Genomic DNA, 24073 nt, shown 5'->3' on the forward strand with positions numbered 1-24073 from the left:
CGGGCCTGCTCCGTCCCAGCGGTATGCGGAAACAGCCACTGACCAACGTCACCGCCCTCACGACCCTGGCGCTCATCGCCCTCGCCGGCTGCGGCACGGACTCCGGCAGAGAGGGCGCCGGGGAGGTGCGGACCGATCCGTCCCTGACCGATGTGCGCTGGACCATCGAGAGCCTCAACGTCGACGGCAAGAAGATCGCGGTACCCGCCGGGGCCACCTTCGAGATCGACTCCAAGGGCACGGCCAGCGCGCGGACCGGCTGCAACGGTGTCGCAGCGAAGGTCACCGTCGACGGCGACACGATCACCGTCGGTGAGAGGCTGCCGACGACGCTGAAGGGCTGCCCGGGGATGCTCGGCACCTTCGAGGAGGCTCTCGGCGGCGCCTTCTCGGGCAAGCTGAAGGCCAAGGTCGAGGACAAGAAGCTCACCCTCACCGGGGCCGGAGGCGACTCCATCGCCATGTCCGCCGAGAAGCCGGCCCCGCTCGTCGGCACCGGATGGGCCGTCGACAGTCTCGTCTCCGACGGGACCGCCCGCTCGCTGCCCAAGGGCAAGAAGGGGGAGACGCCGAAGGCGACCCTCACCTTCGCCAAGGACGGGACCGTGAGCGGCAACCTCGGCTGCAACGGGTTCTCGGCGCCCGCGAAGGTCGCGGGCTCCACGATCACCTTCGGGCCCCTCAGGGCGACCCGGAAGCTCTGCCCCGAGCCGGGAATGTCCGTGGAGCGGGAGCTGATGAAGGTGCTCAAGGGCAAGGTCACGTATGAGGTGCACCACCGTGAGCTGACCCTCAGGACGGCCGGCGGCGAGGGATTCAACGCCGGCGCGGGGGCCCCGGCGAAGTAGTGCGGGCACGGTTCTCGCTGGTGAAGGAGGACCTCCCCGGGCGGGCCGGTGGCGACACGCCGCCGGCCCTCCGCCGGGTCCACCTCATGGCCCACTTCCGTACCGCATTCGGACCAGCGGTCGATCTCGCCTACACTCGGTGGCGTGCCTCGTGGTGATGGACGACTCAGCCACGACCTGCTCCCCGGCGAGAAGGGCCCTCAGGACGCTTGCGGCGTCTTCGGAGTCTGGGCCCCCGGTGAAGAGGTCGCCAAGCTCACCTACTTCGGACTGTATGCACTGCAACACCGTGGACAGGAGTCCGCGGGCATCGCAGTGAGCAACGGCTCCCAGATCCTTGTGTTCAAGGACATGGGCCTTGTCTCACAGGTCTTCGACGAAACTTCCCTCGGCTCCCTCCAAGGGCATATCGCCGTGGGTCACGCCCGCTACTCCACCACCGGAGCCTCGGTGTGGGAGAACGCGCAGCCGACCTTCCGGGCCACCGCCCACGGTTCGATCGCTCTCGGTCACAACGGCAATCTGGTCAACACGGCGGAGCTCGCCGGACTGGTCGCCGACCTGCCCAAGGAGAACGGCCGCACCACCCGGGTGGCCGCCACCAACGACACCGATCTGATCACGGCGCTCCTCGCCGGGCAGACGGACGACGAGGGCAAGCCCCTCACCGTCGAAGAGGCCGCGCCGCAGGTCCTGCGGCACACCAAGGGCGCCTTCTCGCTCGTCTTCATGGACGAGAGCACCCTCTACGCGGCCCGCGACCCCCAGGGCATCCGCCCGCTGGTCCTCGGCCGGCTCGAACGCGGCTGGGTCGTGGCCTCCGAGAGCGCCGCCCTCGACATCTGCGGCGCCTCCTACGTCCGGGAGATCGAGCCCGGCGAGCTGATCGCCATCGACGAGAACGGCCTGCGCAGCTCCCGATTCGCTGAAGCGAAGCCCAAGGGCTGTGTCTTCGAGTATGTGTATCTGGCCCGCCCCGACACCGACATCGCCGGCCGGAACGTCTACCTCTCCCGGGTGGAGATGGGACGGAAACTCGCCAAGGAAGCACCGGCCGACGCCGACCTCGTCATAGCGACGCCCGAGTCCGGCACCCCCGCCGCGATCGGTTACGCGGAGGCGAGCGGCATCCCGTACGGCTCGGGACTCGTGAAGAACGCGTATGTGGGCCGGACCTTCATCCAGCCCTCACAGACCATCCGCCAGCTCGGCATCCGGCTCAAGCTCAACCCTCTCAAAGAGGTCATCAGGGGCAAGCGCCTGGTGGTCGTCGACGACTCGATCGTCCGCGGCAACACCCAGCGCGCCCTGGTCAAGATGCTCCGCGAGGCGGGCGCCGCCGAGGTCCACATCCGGATCTCGTCCCCGCCGGTGAAGTGGCCCTGCTTCTTCGGCATCGACTTCGCCACGCGCGCGGAGCTGATCGCCAACGGCATGTCCGTCGAGGAGATCGGCACGTCACTGGGGGCCGACTCCCTCTCGTACATCTCCATCGACGGCATGATCGAGGCGACCACCATCGCCAAGCCGAACCTCTGCCGCGCCTGCTTCGACGGCGAGTACCCGATGGACCTGCCCGACCCCGAACTCCTCGGCAAGCAGCTGCTGGAGACCGAGCTGGCGGGCGGTGCCGACGCCGCCGACGCGCTCCGGCGGCCGTAACAACGGCCGTGAGCGCCCGTGAACGTGCCCGTACGGCCCGCCGCGACCTCCTTTCCGGCCGCGGCGGCCCGCAGGCACGTCCCGAACCCACGGACCCGACCACGGACCCGAACCGAATCTCCGCAGCAATGACACGAAAGCTCCCCGCCATGCCAGCTGAATCCCCCGGTGCCTCCTACGCCGCCTCGGGCGTCGACATCGAGGCCGGCGACCGTGCCGTCCAGCTGATGAAGGAGTGGGTGAAGAAGACCCAGCGCCCCGAGACCGTCGGGGGCCTCGGCGGCTTCGCCGGCCTCTTCGACGCCTCCGCGCTCAAGCGCTACGAGCGTCCGCTGCTCGCCTCGGCCACCGACGGCGTGGGCACCAAGGTCGATCTGGCCCGCAGGATGGGCGTCTACGACACGATCGGCCACGACCTCGTGGGCATGGTCGTGGACGACCTGGTGGTGTGCGGCGCCGAGCCGCTGTTCATGACCGACTACATCTGCGTCGGCAAGGTGTTCCCCGAGCGGGTCGCCGCCATCGTCAAGGGCATCGCCGAGGGCTGTGTGCTGGCGGGCTGCGCCCTCGTCGGCGGCGAGACCGCCGAGCACCCCGGACTCCTCGGCGAGGACGACTTCGACGTCGCCGGCGCCGGTACGGGCGTGGTCGAGGCGGACCGGCTGCTGGGCGCGGATCGTATCCGTACGGGTGACGTCGTGATCGCCATGGAGTCCTCCGGACTTCACTCCAACGGGTACTCACTTGTGCGGCACGTGGTGTTCGACCGGCTCGGCTGGTCGCTGGAGCGCGAGGTCGAGGAGTTCGGCCGGACGCTCGGGGCCGAGCTGCTGGAGCCCACCAGGATCTACTCGCTGGACTGCCTGGCCCTGACCAGGACCACCGAGGTGCACGCTTTCAGCCACATCACCGGAGGCGGCCTTGCCAACAACCTGGCGCGGGTCGTACCGGACCATCTGCACGCGACGGTCGACCGCTCGACCTGGACGCCCGGCCCCGTCTTCGAGCTGATCGGCTCGGCGGGTCAGGTGGAGCGCACGGAGCTGGAGAAGACGCTCAACATGGGCGTCGGCATGGTCGCCGTCGTCCCCGAGGAGTCGGTGGACACGGCCCTCACGACGCTCGCCGACCGGGGTGTGGGCGCCTGGGTGGCCGGCGCCGTCGTGGACCGGCAGAGCACCGGCGCCGCCACGGGCGCGGCGCTGACCGGGGACTATGCCTAGGCAGGGGAGCGCGCCGAGAGGGCGCCGGTCTCATGGTGAAACCCGGTCCGGGGAGCCCGGACCGGGTCACATGGGTGATTTCTTTGTGAGGTGTACGTACGTCAAGCGCCGCGGCGCTGTGACGACGGGCCGGACTCCTCGTCCTCTTCGTCGTCGTTGTACAGCTCCGCGTACTGTGCGTACGGGTCATCTTCCTCGTCGTCATCCTCGAACGGCTCAGCGTTCGGCGGTTGACTCGAAGGCGATGCGCCCAGCTCATTGGCCAGACGCGACAGGTCTGTCCCGCCGCTGTTGTACTTCAGCTGGCGGGCGACCTTTGTCTGCTTGGCCTTGGCCCGGCCGCGCCCCATGGCTCGACCCCCTCGGTGACGGGGCTCCACGGCCCCAGAGTCTTGACACGCGTTCATGTTTCAGAACGAGCTCTCCGCAGAGAGACCCGTCCTTAGGACTTCAACGGTACCTGCTTCCGCGGCCATACGGTACGCCGCCCGCATGACGCGCCTCGGCGCGGGACCGGCGAGAACAGATGTCCTCGCTGGTCAGCTGCGATTTTAACCTCTTCTCGAGGGGCGACCCGCCGACCGGGGTGAGTCTCGTCTCCCCCGGAGCCGCGCGACGGCTCCACGCCGGCCGATCGCCCTCCGCGGACCTCAGCGGCGGCGTGCCTCCGAGATGCGCTGCTCGGCGATCCGGTCGGCGGCGGCGGCCGGCGGAATCCCGTCGTCCTTCGCACGTGCGAATATTGAAAGCGTGGTGTCGAAGATCTTCGATGCCTTCGCCTTCGACCGCTCGAAGTCGAATCCGTGCAGCTCGTCGGCGACCTGGATCACGCCTCCGGCGTTGACCACGTAGTCGGGCGCGTAGAGGATGCCGCGTTCGGCGAGATCCTTCTCGACACCGGGGTGCGCGAGCTGGTTGTTGGCCGCTCCGCACACCACCCGCGCGGTCAGCGCGGGCACGGAGTCGTCGTTGAGCGCGCCCCCGAGCGCGCACGGCGCGTAGATGTCCAGGCCCTCGGCGCGGATCAGCGCGTCGGTGTCGGCGGCGACGGTGACCTCGGGGTGGCGGTCGGTGATGCGGAGGACGGACTCGTCCCGTACGTCCGTGATCACGACGGAGGCGCCGTCCTGGAGCAGATGCTCGACCAGGAGGTGCCCGACCTTGCCGACTCCCGCGATGCCCACCTTCCGGCCCCGCAGTGAGGGGTCGCCCCACAGATGCTGGGCGCTGGCGCGCATTCCCTGGAAGACGCCGAAAGCGGTCAGTACGGAGGAGTCGCCGGCGCCGCCGTTCTCGGGCGAGCGGCCGGTCGTCCAGCGGCACTCGCGCGCGACGACGTCCATGTCGGCGACATACGTGCCGACGTCGCAGGCGGTGACGTAACGGCCGCCGAGCGAGGCCACGAACCTGCCGTACGCCAGCAGCAGCTCTTCGGTCTTGATCAGCTCGGGGTCTCCGATGATCACGGCCTTGCCGCCGCCGTGGTCCAGGCCGGCCATGGCGTTCTTGTACGACATCCCCCGCGACAGGTTCAGCGCGTCGGCGACGGCGTCCTGCTCGGAGGCGTACGGGTAGAAACGAGTGCCGCCCAGGGCGGGGCCCAGGGCGGTGGAGTGCAGAGCGATGACTGCCTTGAGCCCGCTGGCACGGTCCTGACAGAGCACGACCTGTTCATGGCCACCTTGCTCGGAGTGGAACAGAGTGTGCAGTGCGTCGACAGTTGCGACAGGGGCTCCGGTCACATCGGTCACGGTGGTGACTCCCAAGTACGAAGCGGTGAGAGCCCTCCTGGGGGTGGGGAGGGACTTGTTTGGGCATGAGGGTAAGTCCTACCGCGACGTAGATCCGACGCAGTGCCGAGGATCACCCTCTCGGGGGGTACGGGCGTGGGACGATTCGGCCCATGCCAGCGGTGTCTTCACTCCTCGTCCCTTACGCCTCCTACCTGCGCGTGTACGAGCCCCTGGCCGCATTCCCGGAACCGGAGAGAAGCCACTGGGCGCGTTACGCCGCCCGGGAGCGTACGCCCACCGCACAGGACGAACTCCGGCGTTCCCTGGCGGACTTGCTGCCCACCCCGCCCGTCGCGGTGCCCGTGCACGAGAGCGCCGACGCGTTCGTGACGGAGGTGGACGGCGTGGTGTGCGTGTGCCCCTGGCGGACCCGGCTGCGCGGCTGGCTGGCGCTGGAGTCGCTGGGCGACATGCTGCCGAAGCCCCTGCTGGAGGCCGTACTGCCGTCCGTGGTGCGCGAGCAGGCCGCCGCCGACTTCGAGCAGTGGCGCGAGCGCAACCCGGACGCCCGGCCGTGGATCAGGACGGCGGTCTGGCAGGTGCCGGTGCGCTGGTTCACGCTCTTCGCCGACGACGAGCGCGAGTACCGGGCGTACGAGGAGTCCGGCCCCACGGCGCCCGCCCTGCGCTACCGGACCCCGATGGTGCAGGCGCGGCGGAGGCTGGCCCGCGCGCTGAAGGCGCTGCGGGAGTCGGTCGACGAGGGACCGCTGATCGAGGGCCTCATAGATGTGGGACGGTGGCTGGAGGAATTCCACCCCCGCTCGCTGGTCGAGCTCGACTACGGGGGGCTCGTGCACGCCCTGACCGGACCGCAGCTCGAAGACGACCGGTCGGCGGCGGACGTGGCGGCGGGGATCGCGGCGCTGCGGGCCGGGGACGGCGAGGCGGCGGGCGAGGCGTACGAACGGCTGGCGGAGCGCTGGCGGGCGGTCAGGGACCGACAGTTCGCCAATTGAGGCGGGGGCCGGCCGGCGCGTTGAGGCGGGGGCCGGCCGGCGCGGAGGGGCGTCCCCCGGCGGGTCGTGGCGGGTGTGCCGGCCCCAGGTCCCGCCCCCGGGGGACTTAGGCCCCGATCCGGTTTCTTTGCCCTCAAGCGTGACGGACCGCACTAACGGGGCTCTTGCGCCCATCACCCACCCTCGTGTCAAAATAGGACAAGGAGTCCGGGGAGGGCTCCTTCCGTCCAAGTAAGGGCGGAATGCTCTGCATTGCGCTCTATCGGGGGTCTCGTGACTCCAGATTGCTCCTGTGACTGATCGTCACTGCGACGTAACTGTCCGCTATGGCATGGTCCATCGGCTTCCGTCGTTGATGAACACCTGAGAGGGCAATTCCATCGGTTTGGCCGACGAGGCTGGACAGATGGTGTAGTTGTAGTGCCGAGGACAAGCCGTTCGTCCTATAACCGACTCGGCCCGCGTCCGCCATTTCGGGCAACGTGGGTCAAGGTGCAGAATTTAGAGGAAAGAACCGAGATGGTTCGGTTCTCCCGAGGAGGCCGCTCATGACCGCTCGCACCCCTGATGCCGAGCCGCTGCTGACCCCGGCTGAGGTTGCCACGATGTTCCGCGTGGACCCGAAGACGGTCACACGCTGGGCAAAGGCCGGCAAGCTCACGTCCATCCGCACGCTCGGTGGGCATCGCCGGTATCGCGAGGCAGAGGTCCGCGCACTGCTTGCGGGTATTCCGCAGCAGCGCAGCGAGGCCTGAACGTCTCGTCAGGGCACAGCTGACAACCAACCAACCCCAACCGGACACCCGGGTCCCCAATCCGGTCGTCCCGCTCCATAGCTCCACATAGCTTCGCAACGCTCCACACGACGGGCACCTGCCCCAACAGGGCCCACGCCCCCGCAACACGGGGTAAGTCACTTTGATCGCGCTGGACTCCGCCGGGTCCAGCGCGATCTTTTTTGTGCGGTGGGGCTTGAGTTGGGGGGTGACGGGAAGCGCTTGCGGGAGCGTGCAATTGCACATATCAAATTCGCGGTTTGTGGGTGGGGGGTAAGCGGAGCCGTTCCGCAAACGTGATCGGTGACACCCGTCACAGTACGAACCTCTTGCCAACTCCGGGCCAAGACCCTAATGGGGGTCGCTGTCCGCTTCTGGTGTGCGGTTCGGAGCGGAGCTGTTCGATGTTCCGTCGTCCTCGGACGGCGCGACGGTCGGAGGGGTCGCGGCCGGATCCATGGCGAGCCGCTGGAGGCGATGACAGACCGCGCAGTGGCGCGTGACATGCCGGTAGCCGGTCGCGGCCGCCAGATGGGCGCGCAGGAGCGCGCGAGTCTCGTGTCTGACCGCCGATGCCGCCATGCGCGCCACCCCCCGGATGAAGGGCCCCCGGGCTGCCGTGGAAAGGCCCCTCCAGATGACTTACCGACCCCGGGCAGACCCGTCAACCCAAGCGGCACCGCCGGAGCGGCTGTCCGGTCGGGCGGACAGCGGTGGGGCCCGTGTCCGGCAGGGGCGCGGGTTTCGTGTTGGTCGGGGCGGTCCTGACGGGTTTTGCTGTGTCCGATGGCGGCTCCGCCGCGGGCGCGGCCTCGGGGGCGGTTATCCGGTCGGGCGCGCAGCAGTGGAGCCCGTATCCGGTGGGATACGGGCTCCGTGTCGTTCAGCGCGGTCCTGACGGGATTTGCTGTGCCCGATGGCGGCTCCGCCGCGGGCGCGGCCTCGGGGCGGCTGTCCGGGCGGGCGGACAGCAGTGGAGCCCGTATCCGGTGGGATACGGGCTCCGTGTCGTTCAGCGCGGTCCTGACGGGATTTGAACCCGCGGCCTCCACCTTGACAGGGTGGCGAGCACTCCAAACTGCTCCACAGGACCAGAATTCGCAGCTCCGGTGCGCTGTTCCTACCGGCGGCTGCGAAATGAGACTGTACAGCAGCGCGGACGGTGCGGTCGAACCGGATCCGCCGGCCTCCGGCCGTTACGGCACCGCCGCGTCGATCGCCTTCACGATCCGCTTGTCCGACACCGGCTGCGCCGTGCCCAGGGCATGGGCGAAGTAGCTCACCCGCAACTCCTCGATCATCCAGCGGATGTCCAGGACCTGCTGCGGCACCGGCCGTCCGCGCGGGAGCTGTTCGAGCAGCCAGGCGTACTCGTCCCGCATCTCGTGGACCTTCTCCATACGCGTCGTGTCGCGCTGCACGTTCGTCGGCATCTGCTGGAGGCGGCGGTCCGCCGCGACCAGGTAGCGCATCAGGTCCGGCAGCCTGCGCAGCCCCGTGCGGGTCACGAAGCCCGCCGGCATCAGCTCCGCCAGCTGGTCCTTCACGTCCTGGACGTTGTTGATCAGGACCAGGCTGTTCGTGGACTTCAGCCGCCGCTCGCACGCCTGCCAGGCGGCCAGGATCTGCTCGACCTGGCCGATGGTGCGCACGGTCAGGTCGACCAGGTCGGCGCGGACCCTGTCGTACAGCTTCCGGTACGACTCCTCGTCCCACGCCGGCCCGCCGTGCTCCGCGATCAGCCGGTCGGCCGCCGCGGTGGCGCAGTCCTCGAACAGCGCCTGGATCGAGCCGTGCGGGTTGCGGGACAGGGCGAGCTTCTGCTTGTTCGTGAGGGTGTCCGACGCGAACTTGGCCGGGCTGACCGGGATGTTGAGCATGATCAGCCGGCGCGTCCCCTGCCACATGGCCCGCTGCTGCTCGGCCTCGGTGTCGTAGAGCCGTACGGCCACGGTCGCGCCCTGGTCGACCAGCGCCGGATACGCCTTGACCGGCTGTCCGGCCAGTGGGGTCTTTCCCGGGCGAACACCGAGGGGACGGGTCTCGAAGGTGCGCGAGAGGGTGCCGATCGTCCAGTCGGTGAGGCCCGAGCGCTCCACGGACTCGCCCGTGGGCCCCGCCACCGCCGCCGCGGCCTGCGAGATGGCCTTGCGGGCCTTCGGCCCGAGGGCGATCCGCAGGGCCTCCAGGTCCTTGTCCTCGGCGATCTTGCGGCGCCGCTCGTCGACGATCCGGAAGGTGATCTTGAGGTGGTCGGGGACCCGGCCCGGGTCGAAGTCGTCGGCCGTGACCGGCACACCGACCATCCGCTGGAGCTCGCGCGCCAGCGTCACAGGAAGCGCTTCCTGAAGAGGCACCGCGCGTTCGAGGAACTTCTTCGCGTAGTTCGGCGCCGGGACGTAGTGGCGGCGGATCGGCTTCGGCAGCGAGCGGATCAGCTCCACCACCACCTCCTCGCGCAGACCGGGGATCTGCCAGTCGAAGCCCTCGGAGGTGACCTGGTTGAGCACGTGGAGCGGTACGTGCACGGTCACACCGTCCGCGTCGGCCCCCGGCTCGAACTGGTACGTCACCCGGAACTTGAGCCTGCCCTGCCGCCAGGAGTCCGGATAGTCGTCCTTCGTGACGGCGCCCGCCGCCTCGTTGATGAGCATCGAGCGCTCGAAGTCGAGGAGTTCGGGCTCCTCCTTGCGCCTGTGCTTCCACCACGAGTCGAAATGGGCTCCGGAGACCACATGGTCGGGCACCCGCTCGTCGTAGAAGTCGAAGAGCGTCTCGTCGTCCACGAGGATGTCGCGCCGCCGGGCGCGGTGCTCCAACTCCTCGACCTCGCCCAGAAGTTTGCGATTGTCATGGAAAAACTGATGGTGCGTCCGCCAGTCGCCCTCGACGAGCGCGTTGCGGATGAACAGGTCGCGTGAGGCCTCCGGGTCGATCCGGCCGAAGTTCACCTTGCGCCGCTCGACGATCGGTACGCCGTACAGCGTCACCTTCTCGTACGCCATCACGGCCGACTGGTCCTTCTCCCAGTGCGGCTCGCTGTAGGTGCGCTTGGTCAGATGCTGGGCCAGCGGCTCGATCCAGTCGGGATCGATCTTCGCGTTGACCCGGGCCCAGAGCCGCGAGGTCTCGACCAGCTCCGCGGACATGATGACGCGCGGCGGCTTCTTGAAGAGGGCCGAGCCGGGGAAGATCGCGAACTTCGCGTTGCGGGCGCCCACGTACTCGTTCTTCGCGCCGTCCTTCACGTCCTTGAGCCCGATGTGCGACAGCAGCCCGGCCAGGAGCGAGATGTGCACGGACTGGTCGGGCGCGGGGGCGCTGTCGTCGCTCTCGGCGACCTCGTCGACCTTTATGCCCATCTGCTTCGCGACCGTGCGCAGTTGGGAGTAGATGTCCTGCCACTCGCGGATCCGCAGGAAGTTCAGATACTCCGCCTTGCACATCCGGCGGAAGGCCGAGGAGCCGCGGGCCTTCTGCTGCTCGCGGACGTAGCGCCAGAGATTGAGGAAGGCCAGGAAGTCGGAGGTCTCGTCGCGGAAGCGGGCGTGCTGCTGGTCGGCCTGGGTCTGCTTCTCCGACGGGCGCTCGCGCGGGTCCTGGATGGAGAGCGCGGCGGCGATCACCATGACCTCGCGTACGCAGCCGTTGCGCTCGGCCTCGATGACCATCCGCGCGAGACGCGGGTCGACGGGCAGCTGCGAGAGCTTGCGGCCGAGCTGGGTGAGCTGCTTGCGCGGGTCCTTCTGCGCGGCGTCGAACGCGCCGAGTTCCTGGAGGAGCTGGACGCCGTCGCGGATGTTGCGGTGGTCCGGCGGGTCGATGAAGGGGAACTTCTCGATGTCGCCCAGGCCGGCCGCCGTCATCTGGAGGATGACCGAGGCCAGATTCGTACGGAGGATTTCGGCGTCCGTGAACTCGGGCCGCGCCTCGAAGTCGTCCTCGGAGAACAGCCGGATGCAGATGCCGTCGGACGTACGGCCGCAGCGGCCCTTGCGCTGGTTGGCGCTGGCCTGCGAGATCCGCTCGATCGGCAGGCGCTGGACCTTGGTGCGGTGGGAGTAGCGGGAGATACGGGCGGTGCCGGGATCGATCACGTACTTGATGCCCGGCACGGTCAGCGAGGTCTCCGCCACGTTCGTCGCCAGGACGATCCTGCGGGTCGCGCCGCCGCCGGGTCTCTGGAAGACGCGGTGCTGCTCGGCGTGCGAGAGGCGCGCGTACAGGGGCAGTACCTCGGTGTGCCGGAGCTTGCGCTTGTCGAGGGCGTCCGCCGTGTCACGGATCTCGCGCTCGCCGGAGAGGAAGACCAGGATGTCGCCCGGGCCCTCCGACTGGAGTTCGTCGACGGCGTCGCAGATCGCCGTGATCTGGTCGCGGTCGCCCTCGTCGCCGTCCTCTTCGAGGAGCGGGCGGTAACGGACCTCCACCGGGAACGTACGGCCCGAGACCTCCACGATCGGCGCGTCGCCGAAGTGCCGGGAGAAGCGCTCGGGGTCGATGGTCGCCGAGGTGATGACGAGCTTCAGGTCCGGGCGCCTCGGGAGGAGCTGGGCGAGGTAGCCGAGCAGGAAGTCGATGTTGAGACTGCGCTCGTGGGCCTCGTCGATGATGATCGTGTCGTACGCCCGCAGGTCGCGGTCCGACTGGATCTCGGCGAGCAGGATGCCGTCCGTCATGATCTTGACGAACGCCGAGTCCTGGTTCACCTGGTCGGTGAAGCGGACCTTCCACCCCACGGCCTCGCCGAGCGGGGTCCGCAGCTCGTCCGCGACACGCTCGGCGACCGTACGGGCGGCGATCCGGCGGGGCTGGGTGTGGCCGATCATGCCCCGGACACCCCGGCCCAGCTCCATGCACATCTTGGGGATCTGGGTGGTCTTGCCCGATCCGGTCTCACCGGCGACGATCACGACCTGGTGGTCGCGTATCGCGTCCAGGATCACGTCCTTCTTCTGGCTGACCGGCAGTTGCTCCGGGTACGTGATCGCCGGCATCCGGGCGGCCCGGGCCCGTACACGCTCGGCGGACCTGCCGGCCTCGACCGCGATCTCGTCGAGGACGGCCTGCCGGGCTTCGGGCTTGCGGATGCGCCGGACGCCTTCGAGACGGCGGCCGAGGCGCTGCGAGTCGCGCAGCGACACCTCGGCCAGCAGGGACTGAAGGTCGGCGAGGGAAGTAGACATACCGAGCCCAGGATCTCACCCGGGCCGGGCGAGTGGCGAACCCATTTCGCGGGGCGGGCACAGGGAAGCCCCCACCGAAGCTCTCGGCAGGGGCGTCTGTACTGAATGACCGGTACCGACGGCCCGTACTGAAGAAGGTCCGTACCGAAGAAGAGAAGTGGCTGGGGCCGGGATCGAACCGGCGACCTATCGCTTTTCAGGCGATCGCTCGTACCAACTGAGCTACCCAGCCACGCGGCTCTCGCGAGCCACAGCGGTCCTGACGGGATTTGAACCCGCGGCCTCCACCTTGACAGGGTGGCGAGCACTCCAAACTGCTCCACAGGACCAAGCAATGTGCGAGACGAGTCTCGCACACGGTGTTGCGTGCCCCCAACGGGATTCGAACCCGTGCTACCGCCTTGAAAGGGCGGCGTCCTGGGCCACTAGACGATGAGGGCTAAGGGCCCGCCTGGGCGCTTGGTAGCGCGTCGGGGACGTGAGAAGCATATGGGATGCGGGGAGCTATCGCCAAAACGGTTTACCGGGCGGGGGACGGGCCCGCGGGGGCGACGGGTGAGCGGGTGCCGGGCGGCCGGACGGAGGGTGAACCCGAGGGCGATCCGGAGGGTTGGCGCGAGCCTTGTCCGGACGGTGCGGTGGTCGGCGACGGCGACGGGTCCGTCCCCGGTACGCCCGCCTCCTCCGGCAGATGGCGGCTGACCTCGGCCGTCGTCAGCCCCAGCCCGCCCAGCGTGATCTCGTCCCACGCCTGGAGCCGTTTCGTCGTGCTGTCCAGATAGAGCAGCGAGGCCCGGACCTTCTCCGGCTGGTCGTTCTGGACCGCGCGCAGTCCGCCGCCGCCCGCCGAGCCCTCGATCTTCAGCCGCGTACCGAGCGGCATGATCTCGGTGTCCCGGCGGTGCACATGGCCGGCCAGCACCAGCGGCACCGTGCCGTCCGTCTCCCTGGCCGCGATCGGGTTGTGCGCGACGGCGATGTCCACCGGCGTGCCCGCCCGCTCCTGGTCGCGGATCGCCGACGCCAGCCGGATGCCCGCCATCTCCTCCGCCGGATCACCGGCGTTGACCAGCGAGCGGTCGGGGGTGAACTGCGGGTCGCCCGTGCCCGCGACCCGGATCCCCGCGACGGTGACGGCGCGGCCGTGGTCGAGGACATGGACGTTCTTCAGACCCTCCAGGTACTTCTGGGTGTCGGCCGAGTCGTGGTTGCCGCGCACCCAGACGTACGGCGCGCCGAGGTCGGGGATCGGGTCCAGGAAGCTGTTCTCGGCGGCCGAGCCGTGGTCCATGGTGTCGCCGGAGTCGATGATCAGGTCGATCCGGTACTGCTCGACCAGCGAGCCGATGATGTGCCAGGCCGCCGGGTTGAGATGGATGTCGGACACCTGGAGGACCCGCAGGGTGCCCGGGTCCGGCTGGTACGAGGGCAGGGTCGACGTCGCGTCGTACAGCTTGGTCACATTGGTGACCAGCCGCGCCAACTCCTTCTGGTAGACGTCGAATTCGGTGACGATCGAGCGCGCGCTGCCGACGACCTGCGGGGCCGAGGAGAGCAGCCCGGAGAAGCGCGGCTCCAGCACGGACTTCGGGTTCCAGGTCGCGAACGCGGTGATGCCGGACGCACTCAGCAGCACGAGCGCGAGGCCGCCGGCGGCCAGCGCGCGGCGGGGGCGGCGGTAGACGGCCAGACCGAGGGCGGTGGCGCCCGAGACGACGGCGACACAGGACCGTACGGCCAGCTCGGTCGTCCCGGCCGAGACGTCGCTCGCGACCTCCTCCTGGAGACCGGAGAGGCGTTCGGGGTGCTCGACGAGAGCCTGTGAGCGGACCGGGTCGAGCTGGTCGACGTCGACGTCGAGCCGGATCGGCGCCGTGTGCGAGTCCAGCTCCAGCGCGCCCAGCGGTGAGACGTTGATCTTCGTGCCCCCGGTGAGGGAGGGACGCAGGGTCATCCTGGTGTCCATGGGGCCCACCGGCGTACGCACACTGCCCACGATCAGCAGCCCGAGCCAGGCGCCGAGCACGACGACGGCGACGAGGCCGAGCGCGCGCGTCCAGGGGTGCGGGGAGCTCACGAGGGCGCTGGTCGGTACGGAGCCTCGGGACCGGTAGTGCCGCCGGATCCGGCTGATCGCCGTGAGCGCGGTACGGAACGGGACACGTCGTACGTCACGAGCCATTGGGCGCGTATGCCCAGGGGTGCCCCCGATCATGCCTGGGCGCCGCCGTGCCCTGATCTTGTCCACCTGCGTGACAATGGCGGGGTGCTGGAGATGACGCGCGAGGAGTTCGAGGAACTGGTGGCCGAGGCGCTCGACCGGATCCCGCCGGAGCTCATGCGGCTGATGGACAACGTCGCGGTGTTCGTGGAGGACGAGCCCGATCCCGCCGCCGCGAAGGAGTCGGGGGAGGAGTTCGATCCGGATCTGCTCGGGCTCTACGAGGGGACGCCGCTGACCGATCGCGGCGAGTGGTACGCGGGGGTGCTGCCGGACCGGATCACGATCTACCGGGGGCCGACGCTGCGGATGTGCGAGACGCGCGAGGACGTGGTGGCCGAGACGGAGATCACGGTGGTGCACGAGATCGCGCACCACTTCGGGATCGACGACGAGCGGCTGCACGAGCTGGGGTACGGGTGAGTGCGCCGGGCCCGGAGGACTTCCCGGCCCGCGCGTCCGGGGAGCCCGTCGACCCCGATGTCGATCTGCGGGTGCCCGGTCAGCGGGCCGAGACGGCGGGGCACCGGCTGTGGCAGGTGCTGGCCGTCATCTCGGCCGGCGGCGCGGCGGGCGCCACGGCCCGGTACGGCGCCGAGCGGCTGTGGCCCACGGCGGGCGGCGCGTTCCCGTGGACGACGTTCGCGGTGAACGTGCTGGGCTGCGGGCTGATCGGCGTGCTGATGGTGCTGGTCGCCGAGGACGACAGGCCGGCCCATCCGCTGGTGCGGCCGTTCCTCGGGGTGGGGGTGCTGGGCGGCTTCACGACGTTCTCGACGTACACGCTGGACTTCCTGCGGCTGGTGCGCCACGGCGAGGCGCCCGCGGCGATCGGATACGCGGCCGTGACGCTCGTGGGCGCGACGGCGGCGGTCTGGCTGACGGCGACGCTCACCCGGCGGGCGGTGGGACGGGTGGCGGCGCCGTGAACTGGCTGCTGGTGGTCGTGGGCGGCGCGGTCGGGGCGCCGCTGCGGTATCTGACGGACCGTACGGTGCAGGCGCGGCACCAGACCCTGTTCCCCTGGGGGACGTTCGCGGTGAACGTGGCGGGGAGTCTGGTGCTGGGTGTGCTGGCCGGGGCGGCCGTGTCCTCCGCGACGTACGCGCTCGTGGGTACGGGGCTGTGCGGGGCGCTCACGACGTACTCGACGTTCTCGTACGAGACGTTGCGGCTGGCCGAGCGCGGGCGGGGGCTGGTGGCCGGCGCGTATGTGACGGCGTCGGTGCTGGTCGGGCTCGGCGCGGTGTGGGCGGGGTGGGAGCTGGGGGCGCTCTGAGGGTGCTCCGAGGGCGGCCGGCGCGGGACGGCCGGTCGGGCTTCGGGGCGTGGCGGGCGTGTCCCTTGTGGGGAAAAGGGAGTTGGACAGGGCATTCCTTCCCTGCCGTCGGGCTTCCCTCGGGCTCCCCTCGGCGGGCGAGCCGTTTCCCGCCCCGGAGGTGCCCCGCGTGCGCCAGTTGTCCGCCCCCGGCCGTTTCGCCGTCTGGATCGTCACCTCGCTGGCCGTCGCGACCTCCACGGGCTGCATGAGCGTCGGTGACGACGGAGGGAAGCCGGCCCCCTCACGATCGGCCGAGCCGGCCGGGGCCGCGGCCGAGGAGGACGGCGGTACGGCGGCCGACGCCGGCGTGGGCCTGCCGGCGGGCGGCCTGAGCGGCGCGGTGCCGAAAGACGCCGGGAAGAGCGGCAAGAACGGCGAGAAGAGGAGGCCGGGCGACCCGAAATCCTCCCGCGACCCGTCGGCGAAGCCGTCCAAGGGCCCGGACGGCAAGCCGGTGCCCCCGGCGCCGAGGCCGCCCGGCGGCGACGTACCGCCCGTGGAACAGCCGACCTGGACCCCGCTGCCGCCCTCCGAGCCGCCCGAGCCGAACCCCCCTGCGGAGCCGCAGCCCGAGCCCGAGCCGACCGGCCCGCCGGACGTGCCCACGGCGTCGCCGGCGGCGGACGTACGGACGAACGGTTGGCGGCCGGGGGACGGGACGGGGATGCGGAAGGAGCCCGTGGCGTCGCCGCAGTTGGGGCCGGTGTGAGGCGGATCGCGGGGAAGCGGTTTGCCAGGGAGGGGGAGCGGTGCGTATGGTAGTAGATCGTTTGATCATTGCCTGGCGCCGACACAGAAGAGCGCCGCGTGGCGCGTACTCTCCCTTGCCGTGGCTGACCGCATTGAGGCGGTCGAATTGCGAATCACGGAGTTTGGGCGCGTGCCGAGACTCCGGAAGGTTTCGCATTTCGCATGTCCATTTCCAGTACTGACCACGCCGTCATGCCCGAGAACGAATCCAACGAGAACCACTCCGACGGTTCGCTCGTGAGCAGCGCGGCGGACGCCGTGGAGACGACCGAGGCCGCCGAGCGCGCCGAGGCCCCCACGACCCCGAAGACCCCCGAAATCACCTTCGGCGACCTGGGGTTGCCCGAAGGCATCGTCCGCAAGCTCACCCAGAACGGCGTCATCGCCCCCTTCCCGATCCAGGCCGCGACCATCCCGGACGCCCTGGCCGGCAAGGACATCCTGGGCCGCGGCCGTACCGGCTCCGGCAAGACCCTCGCGTTCGGTCTGCCGCTGCTGGCCACCCTCGCCGAGGGCCACACCGAGAAGAAGAAGCCCCGCGGCGTCATCCTGACCCCGACCCGCGAGCTGGCGATGCAGGTCGCCGACGCCCTCCAGCCGTACGGCGACGTGCTCGGCCTGAAGATGAAGGTCGTCTGCGGCGGTACGTCCATGGGCAACCAGATCTACGCGCTGGAGCGCGGTGTCGACGTCCTCGTCGCCACCCCGGGCCGGCTGCGCGACATCATCAACCGCGGCGCGTGCTCCCTGGAGAACGTACAGATCGCGATCCTCGACGAGGCCGACCAGATGTCCGACCTGGGCTTCCTGCCCGAGGTCACCGAGCTGCTCGACCTGGTGCCGAGCGGCGGCCAGCGGATGCTCTTCTCCGCCACGATGGAGAACGAGATCAGCACGCTGGTCAAGCGCTACCTGAAGAACCCCGTGCACCACGAGGTCGACAGCGCGCAGGGCAACGTCACGACCATGAGCCACCACGTGCTCGTCGTGAAGCCCAAGGACAAGGCGCCGGTCACGGCGGCGATCGCGGCGCGCAAGGGCCGCACGATCATCTTCGTCCGTACGCAGCTGGGCGCCGACCGTATCGCCGAGCAGCTCCGCGACTCGGGTGTGAAGGCCGACGCGCTGCACGGCGGTATGACGCAGGGCGCGCGCACCCGGACGCTGGCGGACTTCAAGGAGGGTCACGTCAACGCGCTCGTCGCGACCGACGTGGCCGCCCGCGGTATCCACGTCGACGGCATCGACCTGGTCCTGAACGTGGACCCGGCCGGTGACCACAAGGACTATCTGCACCGCTCGGGCCGTACGGCTCGGGCCGGCAAGTCCGGCGTCGTCGTCTCACTGGCCCTGCCGCACCAGCGCCGCCAGATCTTCCGGCTCATGGAGGACGCGGGCGTCGACGCCGCGCGTCACATGGTCGCCGGAGCCGGCGCGTTCGAGCCGGAGGTCGCCGAGATCACCGGCGCCCGTTCGCTGACCGAGGTCCAGGCCGACTCCGCGAACAACTCCGCCAAGCAGGCCGAGCGCGAGGTCGCCGACCTCACCAAGGAGCTGGAGCGCCTCCAGCGACGGGCCGGCGAACTGCGCGAGGAGGCCGACCGCCTCGTCGCCCGCGCCGCGCGCGAGCGTGGGGACGACCCGGAGGCGGCGGTGGCGGAGGTCGCCGCCGAGGCCGTGGCGGCCATCGAGGCCGCGACGGCGGCCGCGTCGGTGCCGGCGCAGGCTCCCCGCGACGACCGTGGCAACTACGCCCGCCGCGACGACCGCGGTGAGCGCAGCGGCCGGGGCGGCGCGAAGGGGTACACGCCGCGCGACGGCGGCAGCGGCGACCGTGGTGGTTTCCAGCGTCGTGAGGAGCGCGGCAGCTACGGCCGTCGTGACGACCGCCGCGACGACCGTGGCGGCTTCCAGCGCCGCGACGACCGTCCGGCGAGCGGTGGCTTCCAGCGCCGTGACGACAGGCCCGCGGGCGGCGGTTTCCAGCGCCGTGACGACAGGCCGGCCGGTGGTGGTTTCCAGCGTCGTGAGGACCGTGGCAACTACGGCCGTCGTGACGACCGCCGCGACGACCGCCCCTCGGGCGGCGACCGCCGCGACGGCGCCCGCCCCCTGGAGCGCCGCGAGCACCGTCCCACCGGTGACCGCCCGTTCAACCGCGACCGCCGCGACGACCGTCCCTCGGGCAGCTTCCGCTCGGGCGGCCACGACCGCCCGTCGGGCCGCCGCGACGACCACCGTGGCGGCACGACCGGCACCGGCACGAGCACGGGCTCGTTCGGCCGCCGCGACGACAAGCCGCGCTGGAAGCGCAACGGCTGACCCCATCCCCTGAGCCGGACCCGACGGGGCCCGTACCGCACCGACCCCGGCTGCGGCACGGGCCCCGCCCCGGTGCCCCACCCCCCCCACCGGGGGATACCCGATCGGCGGGGCGCCCGGGGCGGGCTATGCTCGTGGATGACTCGTCAGGGGCCGTTAGCTCAATTGGCAGAGCAGCGGACTTTTAATCCGTTGGTTGTGGGTTCGAGTCCCACACGGCCTACCGCTTGACCCCAGCTCAGGGCCCCTTCCCGAGCTGGGGTCGCTTCATGTTCGAGCCCATTTCGGGCACTTGCTCCAGCGATGCTCCATCGAAGTGCAAACGATCACGACACGGCGAAGCCCCGCCCACCGAGCGCATCCCGCATCCGGTGGGCGGGGCTTCGTGCTCCCCGCTTCGGCCAGCTCACACCCGGGGGACAGGTGCCGGCCGGAGGGGAAGGCCTTGCCCGTGGCACGCCGCCGCTGCCACGCTCCCGCCACTGCCATTCCAATCGAGTCACGGCGCACACCCCGAGCAGGTGCGCGGGTACCACGACGTCGCCGTGCCGTGAGCTTCAACGGTCCGAATCCCCAGGCTCACCGCCGTGGCGTTGCTGAGGCGCGTCTCGCACATCACGCAGTCCGCACCGCGCATCTCCCCCTGCGTGACGGCGACGGTTAGGCGGTTACTGGCAGTGACGGCGGTGATCCTTTGAACCCGACCGGCATTCCCGAGCTCTCCCCGGCGTTCCGGCGCCCCAGCTCCGAGGGGATCACCCCTCACCCTCTGTGACCTGGAACTTCTCCGCTCACAAGCTTCTGCCCTGCGGGTTTGCCCTCAGAGACCTAGGTGACGTTCGGTGAGGCCTCTGACGGCCCAGGGGGCGTTCATCCCAGCGTGATCAGCGCTTCCACTGTCGGCTCAGGGATCAGAAGCTCCGTCTTCTAGGAGCTGACCGTGGTGATGTCGGAGGTGATCTCCACGTCGTACCTGCGTGCCATGCCTCAGCCTCTCTGTCGTTCCATCCGCCTGGCTGCTCGCGCGCGGTGTGACGCGAGTGGTGGGACTTGGTCATGGACTGGAGGTTGGCCCAGTCGTGCCCGCGGGGCCCATTGGGGCCCAGGCCGTCGATGTGGTTGATCTCGTTCATGGTCAGCCTTCGCGGAGCAGTCGGGGCACCGGCCCGATGCGGTCAGCGTCGGGCACCCGGGCGTCGGGCAGACCTGACGGGCTCTATGTCGCATACGGCCCTCTCGCTCGCGCGAAACCTTCATCCCGCTGTGCTAGCGGGTGTGCGTAGGCAGACTGAGGGTTATGCAGATGTCAGAGCCTTTTGCCACGACGGTTGCAGCTGTTGCCCTCGTCATCTGGCTTGTCGGGGCAGTTGAGTATCACCAGGCCATCAAGCGGTTTATCCAGCTGCAGTTAGACGAGGAAGCTCGGCTTGCTGATGGTCTCCGGACAATAGGGGCCTAGTCCGATCCTGCCCTGGCGGCAGAGGTGCTGCGGGATATTGAGAGACCGCCGGCTAGTCAGCGCCTTCCATTGGCGGGCCTGTATTTGTGGATCTTCCTCGCAATGTCGCTCATCACGGCGACTGTCGCTCCGCTCCTTTGGCTGGCGGAAGACGGGGGCCCTGGTGCGGAGACAGGAGCAAACACCGCCCTGGCTTGGACCTTGCTGATCATCTTGGTCGCTGGATTCGCGGTCATCACCACGGTGCCTATGTTCCGGGGCATACGAGACGAGTGGCAGAGGGCAGCGCGGCTAGTGGCGCTTCGAAATGAATTGCGCAGGTCGCTGAGAGCCTGATCTCGGCTGCTGAGAACGGTGGTTCGTTCAACCACGGGGATCGAGAGGCGGAAGGCGTGCCGTCAACGCGGTGAGGGGCGGGGTGGATCATCGCGCGGGCGGGCGGAACCGTAACGCGCACGGCGCTTCTCGCGCTCGTCCGTCGGCCCCGCCGCGCGCACGCGCGGTGGGGCCGATCCGCGGGCTTCTACGGGCAGGTCTCTTCGGTTTTCACGGTGCTGAAGTCGATGATCGTGTCTGTCGGGTGCTCTCCGGGGGCCGGGGTCTGTGAGCAGACCTGCCAGCCGCGGTCGAGGATCTGCATGCGGTCGGCGCCGGTCGCGTCGGAAGAGGTGAGGCCGTAGAAGCCGGAAGCCTGGGCTGTGTCCTGTGCGGCCTGGAGGGTTTCGCCGGTCAGGTCGGGAAGCTGCGCGGTCTCGGCGGGGGCGGTGTCTTCCACGGCCTCTTCGACGTCGACCGTGTCGTCGACGGGCTCGGGTGCGGCCTCGGGGGCGGCCGCGGTCTCCGTGGCCTTGTCCGGGTCGGTCTCGGTGCCGCCGCAGGCGGTCAGGGCGAGTAACAGGACTGCCGTGGCGGCTGCGGCTGCTGTGGCATGTCTGGTTTTCATCCGCTCACCCTGGGGCCTCACGGCGTCCTTGATGGCCTTATGGCGAAGCTTGTGATGATTCCGTGATGGTTGGTCAGGTTCGGTCAGTCGCGATCGCAGAGGGGCGGACGGCGGCAGCTCGGGACGACAGGAGCTGACGCCATCGGGTGGCGAGGGCGGCGGCTTCGGGCGTGGTGTAGAGCGGGGTGCCGTGGTTCATGGTCATCCCGTGCGCAGGCCGGACGTGGCTTACGCCACCCTCTCTGCGGGCCTGCGGCACTGACGCGCACCTCAGCTGTGGCCCGTTCCGGCACTGGGACCGACCGGAGGACGTATGAAGGACGTTGCGTGATGAGGGGGACATGGTGCGTCATGTCGGTGTCACGGGGCGGGGTTTCGCCCATTCTGTCGTTCGTCTGCGACGGCTGACGACGGCATCGAGACTGTCGGAATGAGCAACGTGGAGATGAATGAGGCGTTCGCGGCCACGGTCGCGGCGGTTGCCCCGGTGATCCTTCTGGTGGTTATGGTAGAGATCAATAATCGGGGCTCGCGCATTCGTGAGATGAACAAGCTCTATGAACGTGAGAGTGCTGTCGCCCGGTACCTGTATGAGGGTGGTGCCGAACCGTCCCGAGAGCAAGTGCTTGCAGCGGATGACTCACTGGGGGATCGCCCTCAGGTGAGTCCGCAGTACAAGGTCAACTGGTGGTACATACTCTCCGGCATGCTGGTGTGCAACGCGCTCTTGGTGGCTGAGTTCGTCGCACTTTCCTGGCTCTCCACGCCCGACCCTGAGCCCGAGCCATTCGCTGCGAGAGCGTGCATGATCGCATTGGTGATTGGCTTCGCGTGGGTAGTTGGCGTCCAATTCATGGCCGTGGACGCACTGAAAATGCTGGATGGAAGCGGTACGTACCTCTCCAGATTCACAGCGGATGTGCGCCGGTATCGGGAACAGGAAGCGCGCGAGAGGCGCGAGGCCGGACAGTCCCAGTCGGCGGAGGAGTAGTCGCGCGAACGGCGAGGACCCCGACCGTGTTGGTTGAGGTCTTCGTGTGTTCCGGGGGCCGCTGCCACCGTGGGTGGAGGAATCCAGTTCCCTGGTTCAGGCCTTGCCTCGACAGTCTGTGGGCACGCCGAACGCCCTTGAACCACTGCACCCGTTGATCTGGCTGGTCAAGCAGGCTGCGGGGCGATGGGTGCTTCGAGTTCGTGGAGGTCGATGAGGACGCGCCTGCGCGCTCGTATCCGTGGCGGGTGATATGGCCGCGGGGGATCCATACGTGGATGGTGCCGGGCTTGATGCCGGTGGCGGTCTTGGCGGCGTAGACGTCAACGATGAGCGGCTCGATCGGGGGGTCATCGCTGAGTGTCGTCAAGGCCCAGGATCTCCGTGAGACGCGAGAGCCCTTCGAGGCTCCGCTTCTGATGCGTCGGGATAATGCGGTCGCGATCAACCGGGGCCAGGTGCTTGTCCGCTTCGGTCATGAGCGCCGCGTACTCGCGGAACGTCTGAACGCACAGGTTGGCGAGTTGGGCAGCCTGGCGGTGGACCGGGTCGTCCGAGTTGAGATCTGCTTCGAAGAGTTCGAGGGCGTCTTCAAGTGTGGACGCGCGGTTGGGAGCGAGTGCGCCAGGGGTTGGTTTGTCGTCCATGGCCTCATTGTGGCTCAGAGGTTGGGCGTCTCGTCATCGAAGTAGCCGAGGAGTTGCCCGCATGGGGACCAGCGTGTTCGGGACACGTCGGCTGTCGCGCAGATGCCGGGGAGCGGGGACGTGAAGACATCTTCGTCGAGGATGGGTGCGCGGCTCGGGCCTGGCGTAGGGCGCGTCTCGTACGTTGTGACGGTCTCTGCTGGTGTGGGGGGTGCGGTGTCCTCCTCCCCGATGTTGGTGAGGAAGTTAATGCCTCCGAGGAGCAGGAGGACTGCGGCGGCGGCAAGGACAAGCCATAGGAGCGCGGTGGCGAGGTTGGGCTCGCGGGAGTTCGCGGTCACGGTCGGATCCTCTCGTACCGCGGCCCCGCCGCCCGGTGGGTGCGCGGTGGGGCCGGTTTCACGGTCGCAGTGAAGATCCCCAGGTGTGTTGGTCAGAGCTGGTTGCGGGCAGCCTGATTGCGCTCGCGGGCGATACGACGTGCGGCGTCGTAGGCGAGCCCTGTGACGATGGCGCCGCCCTGGCCGATGGTGACGTAGTGACTCTTGCCGTCGCCGTGACGTTGCACCTTGTAGCGGCCGCCGCCCTCTGATGACTTGGTCGCTGCGAACAAGACAGCTGCTCCGACGACGCTCAGTACATGCTTGATGTTCATCGCGAGGTCCCCTCCTTTGTCCGAGGCTGTCCCGGCTCCCCTCGACTCTGCCCGTACGAACAGAGCGGGCAGCGAGTCAGCGACAGGGGAAGTGGGACGGCGGGTACCAGCCGCCTTGCTGCGGACGGTAGTTGAGGGTGGGCCGTTCGAAGGCGAGCAGGGCGGCAATGAGTTGGCGGATCACGCGGCTTTCGCCTCCTCTCCGCGCTGCTCTCCACCGTTCTCCGGGGCCCTCTCCGGCTGCTGTCCGGCTTCCTGACCTGCGCCTCCATCCGGAGAGGGGGTGGTCTCCTGGTGGGGGAGAGGATGAGGGGCAG

20 protein-coding genes and 5 tRNA genes are annotated in these 24073 nt (G+C 69.3%); 12 read left to right on the forward strand and 13 right to left on the reverse strand.

Annotation, left to right across the window (positions count from 1 at the left end; genetic code table 11):
• Positions 1–23: 23 nt before the first annotated feature.
• The 3 genes from ACFWU9_RS14915 to purM all read left to right on the forward strand — a co-directional run bounded on the left by ACFWU9_RS14915 (position 24) and on the right by purM (position 3733).
• Positions 24–848 carry an META domain-containing protein gene (locus ACFWU9_RS14915; RefSeq protein ID WP_384318208.1) on the forward strand — a complete coding sequence of 275 codons (825 nt, stop codon included), beginning with the start codon at positions 24–26 and terminating at the stop codon, positions 846–848.
• 144 nt (positions 849–992) lie between these two features.
• Entirely contained in the window at positions 993–2510 is a 1518-nt protein-coding gene (gene purF, locus ACFWU9_RS14920) for an amidophosphoribosyltransferase (protein ID WP_384318210.1), read from the forward strand.
• Between the two features lie 149 nt (positions 2511–2659).
• The gene (purM, locus tag ACFWU9_RS14925; RefSeq protein WP_384318212.1) at positions 2660–3733 is read left to right on the forward strand and encodes a phosphoribosylformylglycinamidine cyclo-ligase; all 1074 of its coding nucleotides are present in this window, start codon (positions 2660–2662) and stop codon (positions 3731–3733) included.
• Between the two features lie 101 nt (positions 3734–3834).
• Here purM and ACFWU9_RS14930 read toward each other — a convergent pair whose 3' ends face one another.
• Together ACFWU9_RS14930 and ACFWU9_RS14935 are read right to left on the reverse strand one after the other, a co-directional pair.
• The gene (locus ACFWU9_RS14930; protein WP_189111161.1) at positions 3835–4083 is read right to left on the reverse strand and encodes a DUF3073 domain-containing protein; all 249 of its coding nucleotides are present in this window, start codon (positions 4081–4083) and stop codon (positions 3835–3837) included.
• Positions 4084–4383: 300 nt separating this feature from the next.
• Entirely contained in the window at positions 4384–5484 is a 1101-nt protein-coding gene (locus tag ACFWU9_RS14935; RefSeq protein ID WP_384318214.1) for a Leu/Phe/Val dehydrogenase, read from the reverse strand.
• Between the two features lie 152 nt (positions 5485–5636).
• Here ACFWU9_RS14935 and ACFWU9_RS14940 point away from each other — a divergent pair, with 152 nt between their 5' ends.
• Complete coding sequence (locus tag ACFWU9_RS14940) at positions 5637–6485, forward strand: hypothetical protein (protein ID WP_384318215.1); 849 nt, start codon at positions 5637–5639, stop codon at positions 6483–6485.
• Positions 6486–7033: 548 nt separating this feature from the next.
• Complete coding sequence (bldC, locus tag ACFWU9_RS14945) at positions 7034–7240, forward strand: developmental transcriptional regulator BldC (RefSeq protein WP_003949541.1); 207 nt, start codon at positions 7034–7036, stop codon at positions 7238–7240.
• A 372-nt stretch (positions 7241–7612) separates the two neighbouring features.
• Here the strand turns inward: bldC and ACFWU9_RS14950 are convergent, their stop codons facing one another.
• From ACFWU9_RS14950 to ACFWU9_RS14980, 7 genes are all read right to left on the reverse strand, one after another.
• Entirely contained in the window at positions 7613–7843 is a 231-nt protein-coding gene (locus ACFWU9_RS14950) for a DUF6274 family protein (protein WP_384318217.1), read from the reverse strand.
• A gap of 436 nt (positions 7844–8279) precedes the next feature.
• Positions 8280–8354: transfer RNA gene (locus ACFWU9_RS14955), tRNA-Asp, on the reverse strand.
• A gap of 103 nt (positions 8355–8457) precedes the next feature.
• Entirely contained in the window at positions 8458–12447 is a 3990-nt protein-coding gene (gene hrpA / locus ACFWU9_RS14960; RefSeq protein WP_384318219.1) for an ATP-dependent RNA helicase HrpA, read from the reverse strand.
• 158 nt (positions 12448–12605) lie between these two features.
• A tRNA-Phe gene (locus ACFWU9_RS14965) sits at positions 12606–12679 on the reverse strand.
• A 22-nt stretch (positions 12680–12701) separates the two neighbouring features.
• Positions 12702–12776 (reverse strand) — tRNA-Asp (locus ACFWU9_RS14970).
• A 38-nt stretch (positions 12777–12814) separates the two neighbouring features.
• Positions 12815–12887 (reverse strand) — tRNA-Glu (locus ACFWU9_RS14975).
• 80 nt (positions 12888–12967) lie between these two features.
• Positions 12968–14629, reverse strand: coding sequence for a metallophosphoesterase (locus ACFWU9_RS14980; protein ID WP_384318221.1), 1662 nt, complete (start codon positions 14627–14629; stop codon positions 12968–12970).
• Between the two features lie 84 nt (positions 14630–14713).
• On the opposite strand from ACFWU9_RS14980, the gene ACFWU9_RS14985 reads away from it, so the two are divergent.
• The 6 genes from ACFWU9_RS14985 to ACFWU9_RS15010 all read left to right on the forward strand — a co-directional run bounded on the left by ACFWU9_RS14985 (position 14714) and on the right by ACFWU9_RS15010 (position 19284).
• Entirely contained in the window at positions 14714–15091 is a 378-nt protein-coding gene (locus tag ACFWU9_RS14985) for a metallopeptidase family protein (protein WP_384318223.1), read from the forward strand.
• A complete protein-coding gene (gene crcB / locus ACFWU9_RS14990) occupies positions 15088–15597 on the forward strand; it encodes a fluoride efflux transporter CrcB (RefSeq protein WP_384318225.1) in 510 nt (169 codons plus the stop codon). Before ACFWU9_RS14985 ends, crcB (ACFWU9_RS14990) begins: the two co-directional genes overlap by 4 nt.
• On the forward strand, positions 15594–15947 hold the full coding sequence (gene crcB / locus ACFWU9_RS14995; RefSeq protein WP_384318227.1) for a fluoride efflux transporter CrcB: 354 nt from the start codon (positions 15594–15596) through the stop codon (positions 15945–15947). Before crcB (ACFWU9_RS14990) ends, crcB (ACFWU9_RS14995) begins: the two co-directional genes overlap by 4 nt.
• Before the next feature lie 169 nt (positions 15948–16116).
• Positions 16117–16698: a hypothetical protein gene (locus ACFWU9_RS15000; RefSeq protein WP_384318229.1), complete on the forward strand. Its 582-nt coding sequence runs from the start codon at positions 16117–16119 to the stop codon at positions 16696–16698.
• 233 nt (positions 16699–16931) lie between these two features.
• Complete coding sequence (locus tag ACFWU9_RS15005; RefSeq protein WP_384318231.1) at positions 16932–19061, forward strand: DEAD/DEAH box helicase; 2130 nt, start codon at positions 16932–16934, stop codon at positions 19059–19061.
• Between the two features lie 150 nt (positions 19062–19211).
• A tRNA-Lys gene (locus ACFWU9_RS15010) sits at positions 19212–19284 on the forward strand.
• Between the two features lie 1759 nt (positions 19285–21043).
• Here the strand turns inward: ACFWU9_RS15010 and ACFWU9_RS15015 are convergent.
• On the reverse strand, positions 21044–21463 hold the full coding sequence (locus ACFWU9_RS15015; protein WP_384318233.1) for a hypothetical protein: 420 nt from the start codon (positions 21461–21463) through the stop codon (positions 21044–21046).
• 430 nt (positions 21464–21893) lie between these two features.
• Here ACFWU9_RS15015 and ACFWU9_RS15020 point away from each other — a divergent pair, with 430 nt between their 5' ends.
• Positions 21894–22454 (forward strand): hypothetical protein, encoded by a 561-nt coding sequence (locus tag ACFWU9_RS15020; RefSeq protein WP_384318235.1) that lies wholly within the window; start codon positions 21894–21896, stop codon positions 22452–22454.
• Between the two features lie 350 nt (positions 22455–22804).
• Here ACFWU9_RS15020 and ACFWU9_RS15025 read toward each other — a convergent pair whose 3' ends face one another.
• The 3 genes from ACFWU9_RS15025 to ACFWU9_RS15035 form a co-directional block, all read right to left on the reverse strand.
• Positions 22805–23101, reverse strand: a complete 297-nt coding sequence (locus tag ACFWU9_RS15025; RefSeq protein ID WP_384318237.1) for a hypothetical protein — start codon at positions 23099–23101, stop codon at positions 22805–22807.
• Between the two features lie 14 nt (positions 23102–23115).
• Positions 23116–23442 (reverse strand): hypothetical protein, encoded by a 327-nt coding sequence (locus tag ACFWU9_RS15030; protein WP_384318238.1) that lies wholly within the window; start codon positions 23440–23442, stop codon positions 23116–23118.
• 92 nt (positions 23443–23534) lie between these two features.
• On the reverse strand, positions 23535–23756 hold the full coding sequence (locus ACFWU9_RS15035) for a hypothetical protein (protein WP_384318240.1): 222 nt from the start codon (positions 23754–23756) through the stop codon (positions 23535–23537).
• Positions 23757–24073: the final 317 nt, after the last annotated feature.

Source organism: Streptomyces sp. NPDC058653 (assembly GCF_042716895.1).
GTDB lineage: Bacteria > Actinomycetota > Actinomycetes > Streptomycetales > Streptomycetaceae > Streptomyces.

Excerpts from the sequence above, each read along its gene's own strand:
- bldC (WP_003949541.1), top strand. The coding sequence starts at position 7,034 with ATGACCGCTCGCACCCCTGATGCCGAGCCGCTGCTGACCCCGGCTGAG.
- ACFWU9_RS15035 (WP_384318240.1), bottom strand. The coding sequence starts at position 23,756 with ATGAACATCAAGCATGTACTGAGCGTCGTCGGAGCAGCTGTCTTGTTC.
- purM (WP_384318212.1), top strand. The coding sequence starts at position 2,660 with ATGCCAGCTGAATCCCCCGGTGCCTCCTACGCCGCCTCGGGCGTCGAC.
- hrpA (WP_384318219.1), bottom strand. The coding sequence starts at position 12,447 with ATGTCTACTTCCCTCGCCGACCTTCAGTCCCTGCTGGCCGAGGTGTCG.
- ACFWU9_RS14930 (WP_189111161.1), bottom strand. The coding sequence starts at position 4,083 with ATGGGGCGCGGCCGGGCCAAGGCCAAGCAGACAAAGGTCGCCCGCCAG.
- ACFWU9_RS15025 (WP_384318237.1), bottom strand. The coding sequence starts at position 23,101 with ATGGACGACAAACCAACCCCTGGCGCACTCGCTCCCAACCGCGCGTCC.
- ACFWU9_RS14980 (WP_384318221.1), bottom strand. The coding sequence starts at position 14,629 with ATGGCTCGTGACGTACGACGTGTCCCGTTCCGTACCGCGCTCACGGCG.
- ACFWU9_RS15005 (WP_384318231.1), top strand. The coding sequence starts at position 16,932 with ATGCCCGAGAACGAATCCAACGAGAACCACTCCGACGGTTCGCTCGTG.
- ACFWU9_RS15015 (WP_384318233.1), bottom strand. The coding sequence starts at position 21,463 with ATGAAAACCAGACATGCCACAGCAGCCGCAGCCGCCACGGCAGTCCTG.
- ACFWU9_RS14940 (WP_384318215.1), top strand. The coding sequence starts at position 5,637 with ATGCCAGCGGTGTCTTCACTCCTCGTCCCTTACGCCTCCTACCTGCGC.
- ACFWU9_RS14915 (WP_384318208.1), top strand. The coding sequence starts at position 24 with ATGCGGAAACAGCCACTGACCAACGTCACCGCCCTCACGACCCTGGCG.
- ACFWU9_RS14950 (WP_384318217.1), bottom strand. The coding sequence starts at position 7,843 with ATGGCGGCATCGGCGGTCAGACACGAGACTCGCGCGCTCCTGCGCGCC.
- ACFWU9_RS15020 (WP_384318235.1), top strand. The coding sequence starts at position 21,894 with ATGAGCAACGTGGAGATGAATGAGGCGTTCGCGGCCACGGTCGCGGCG.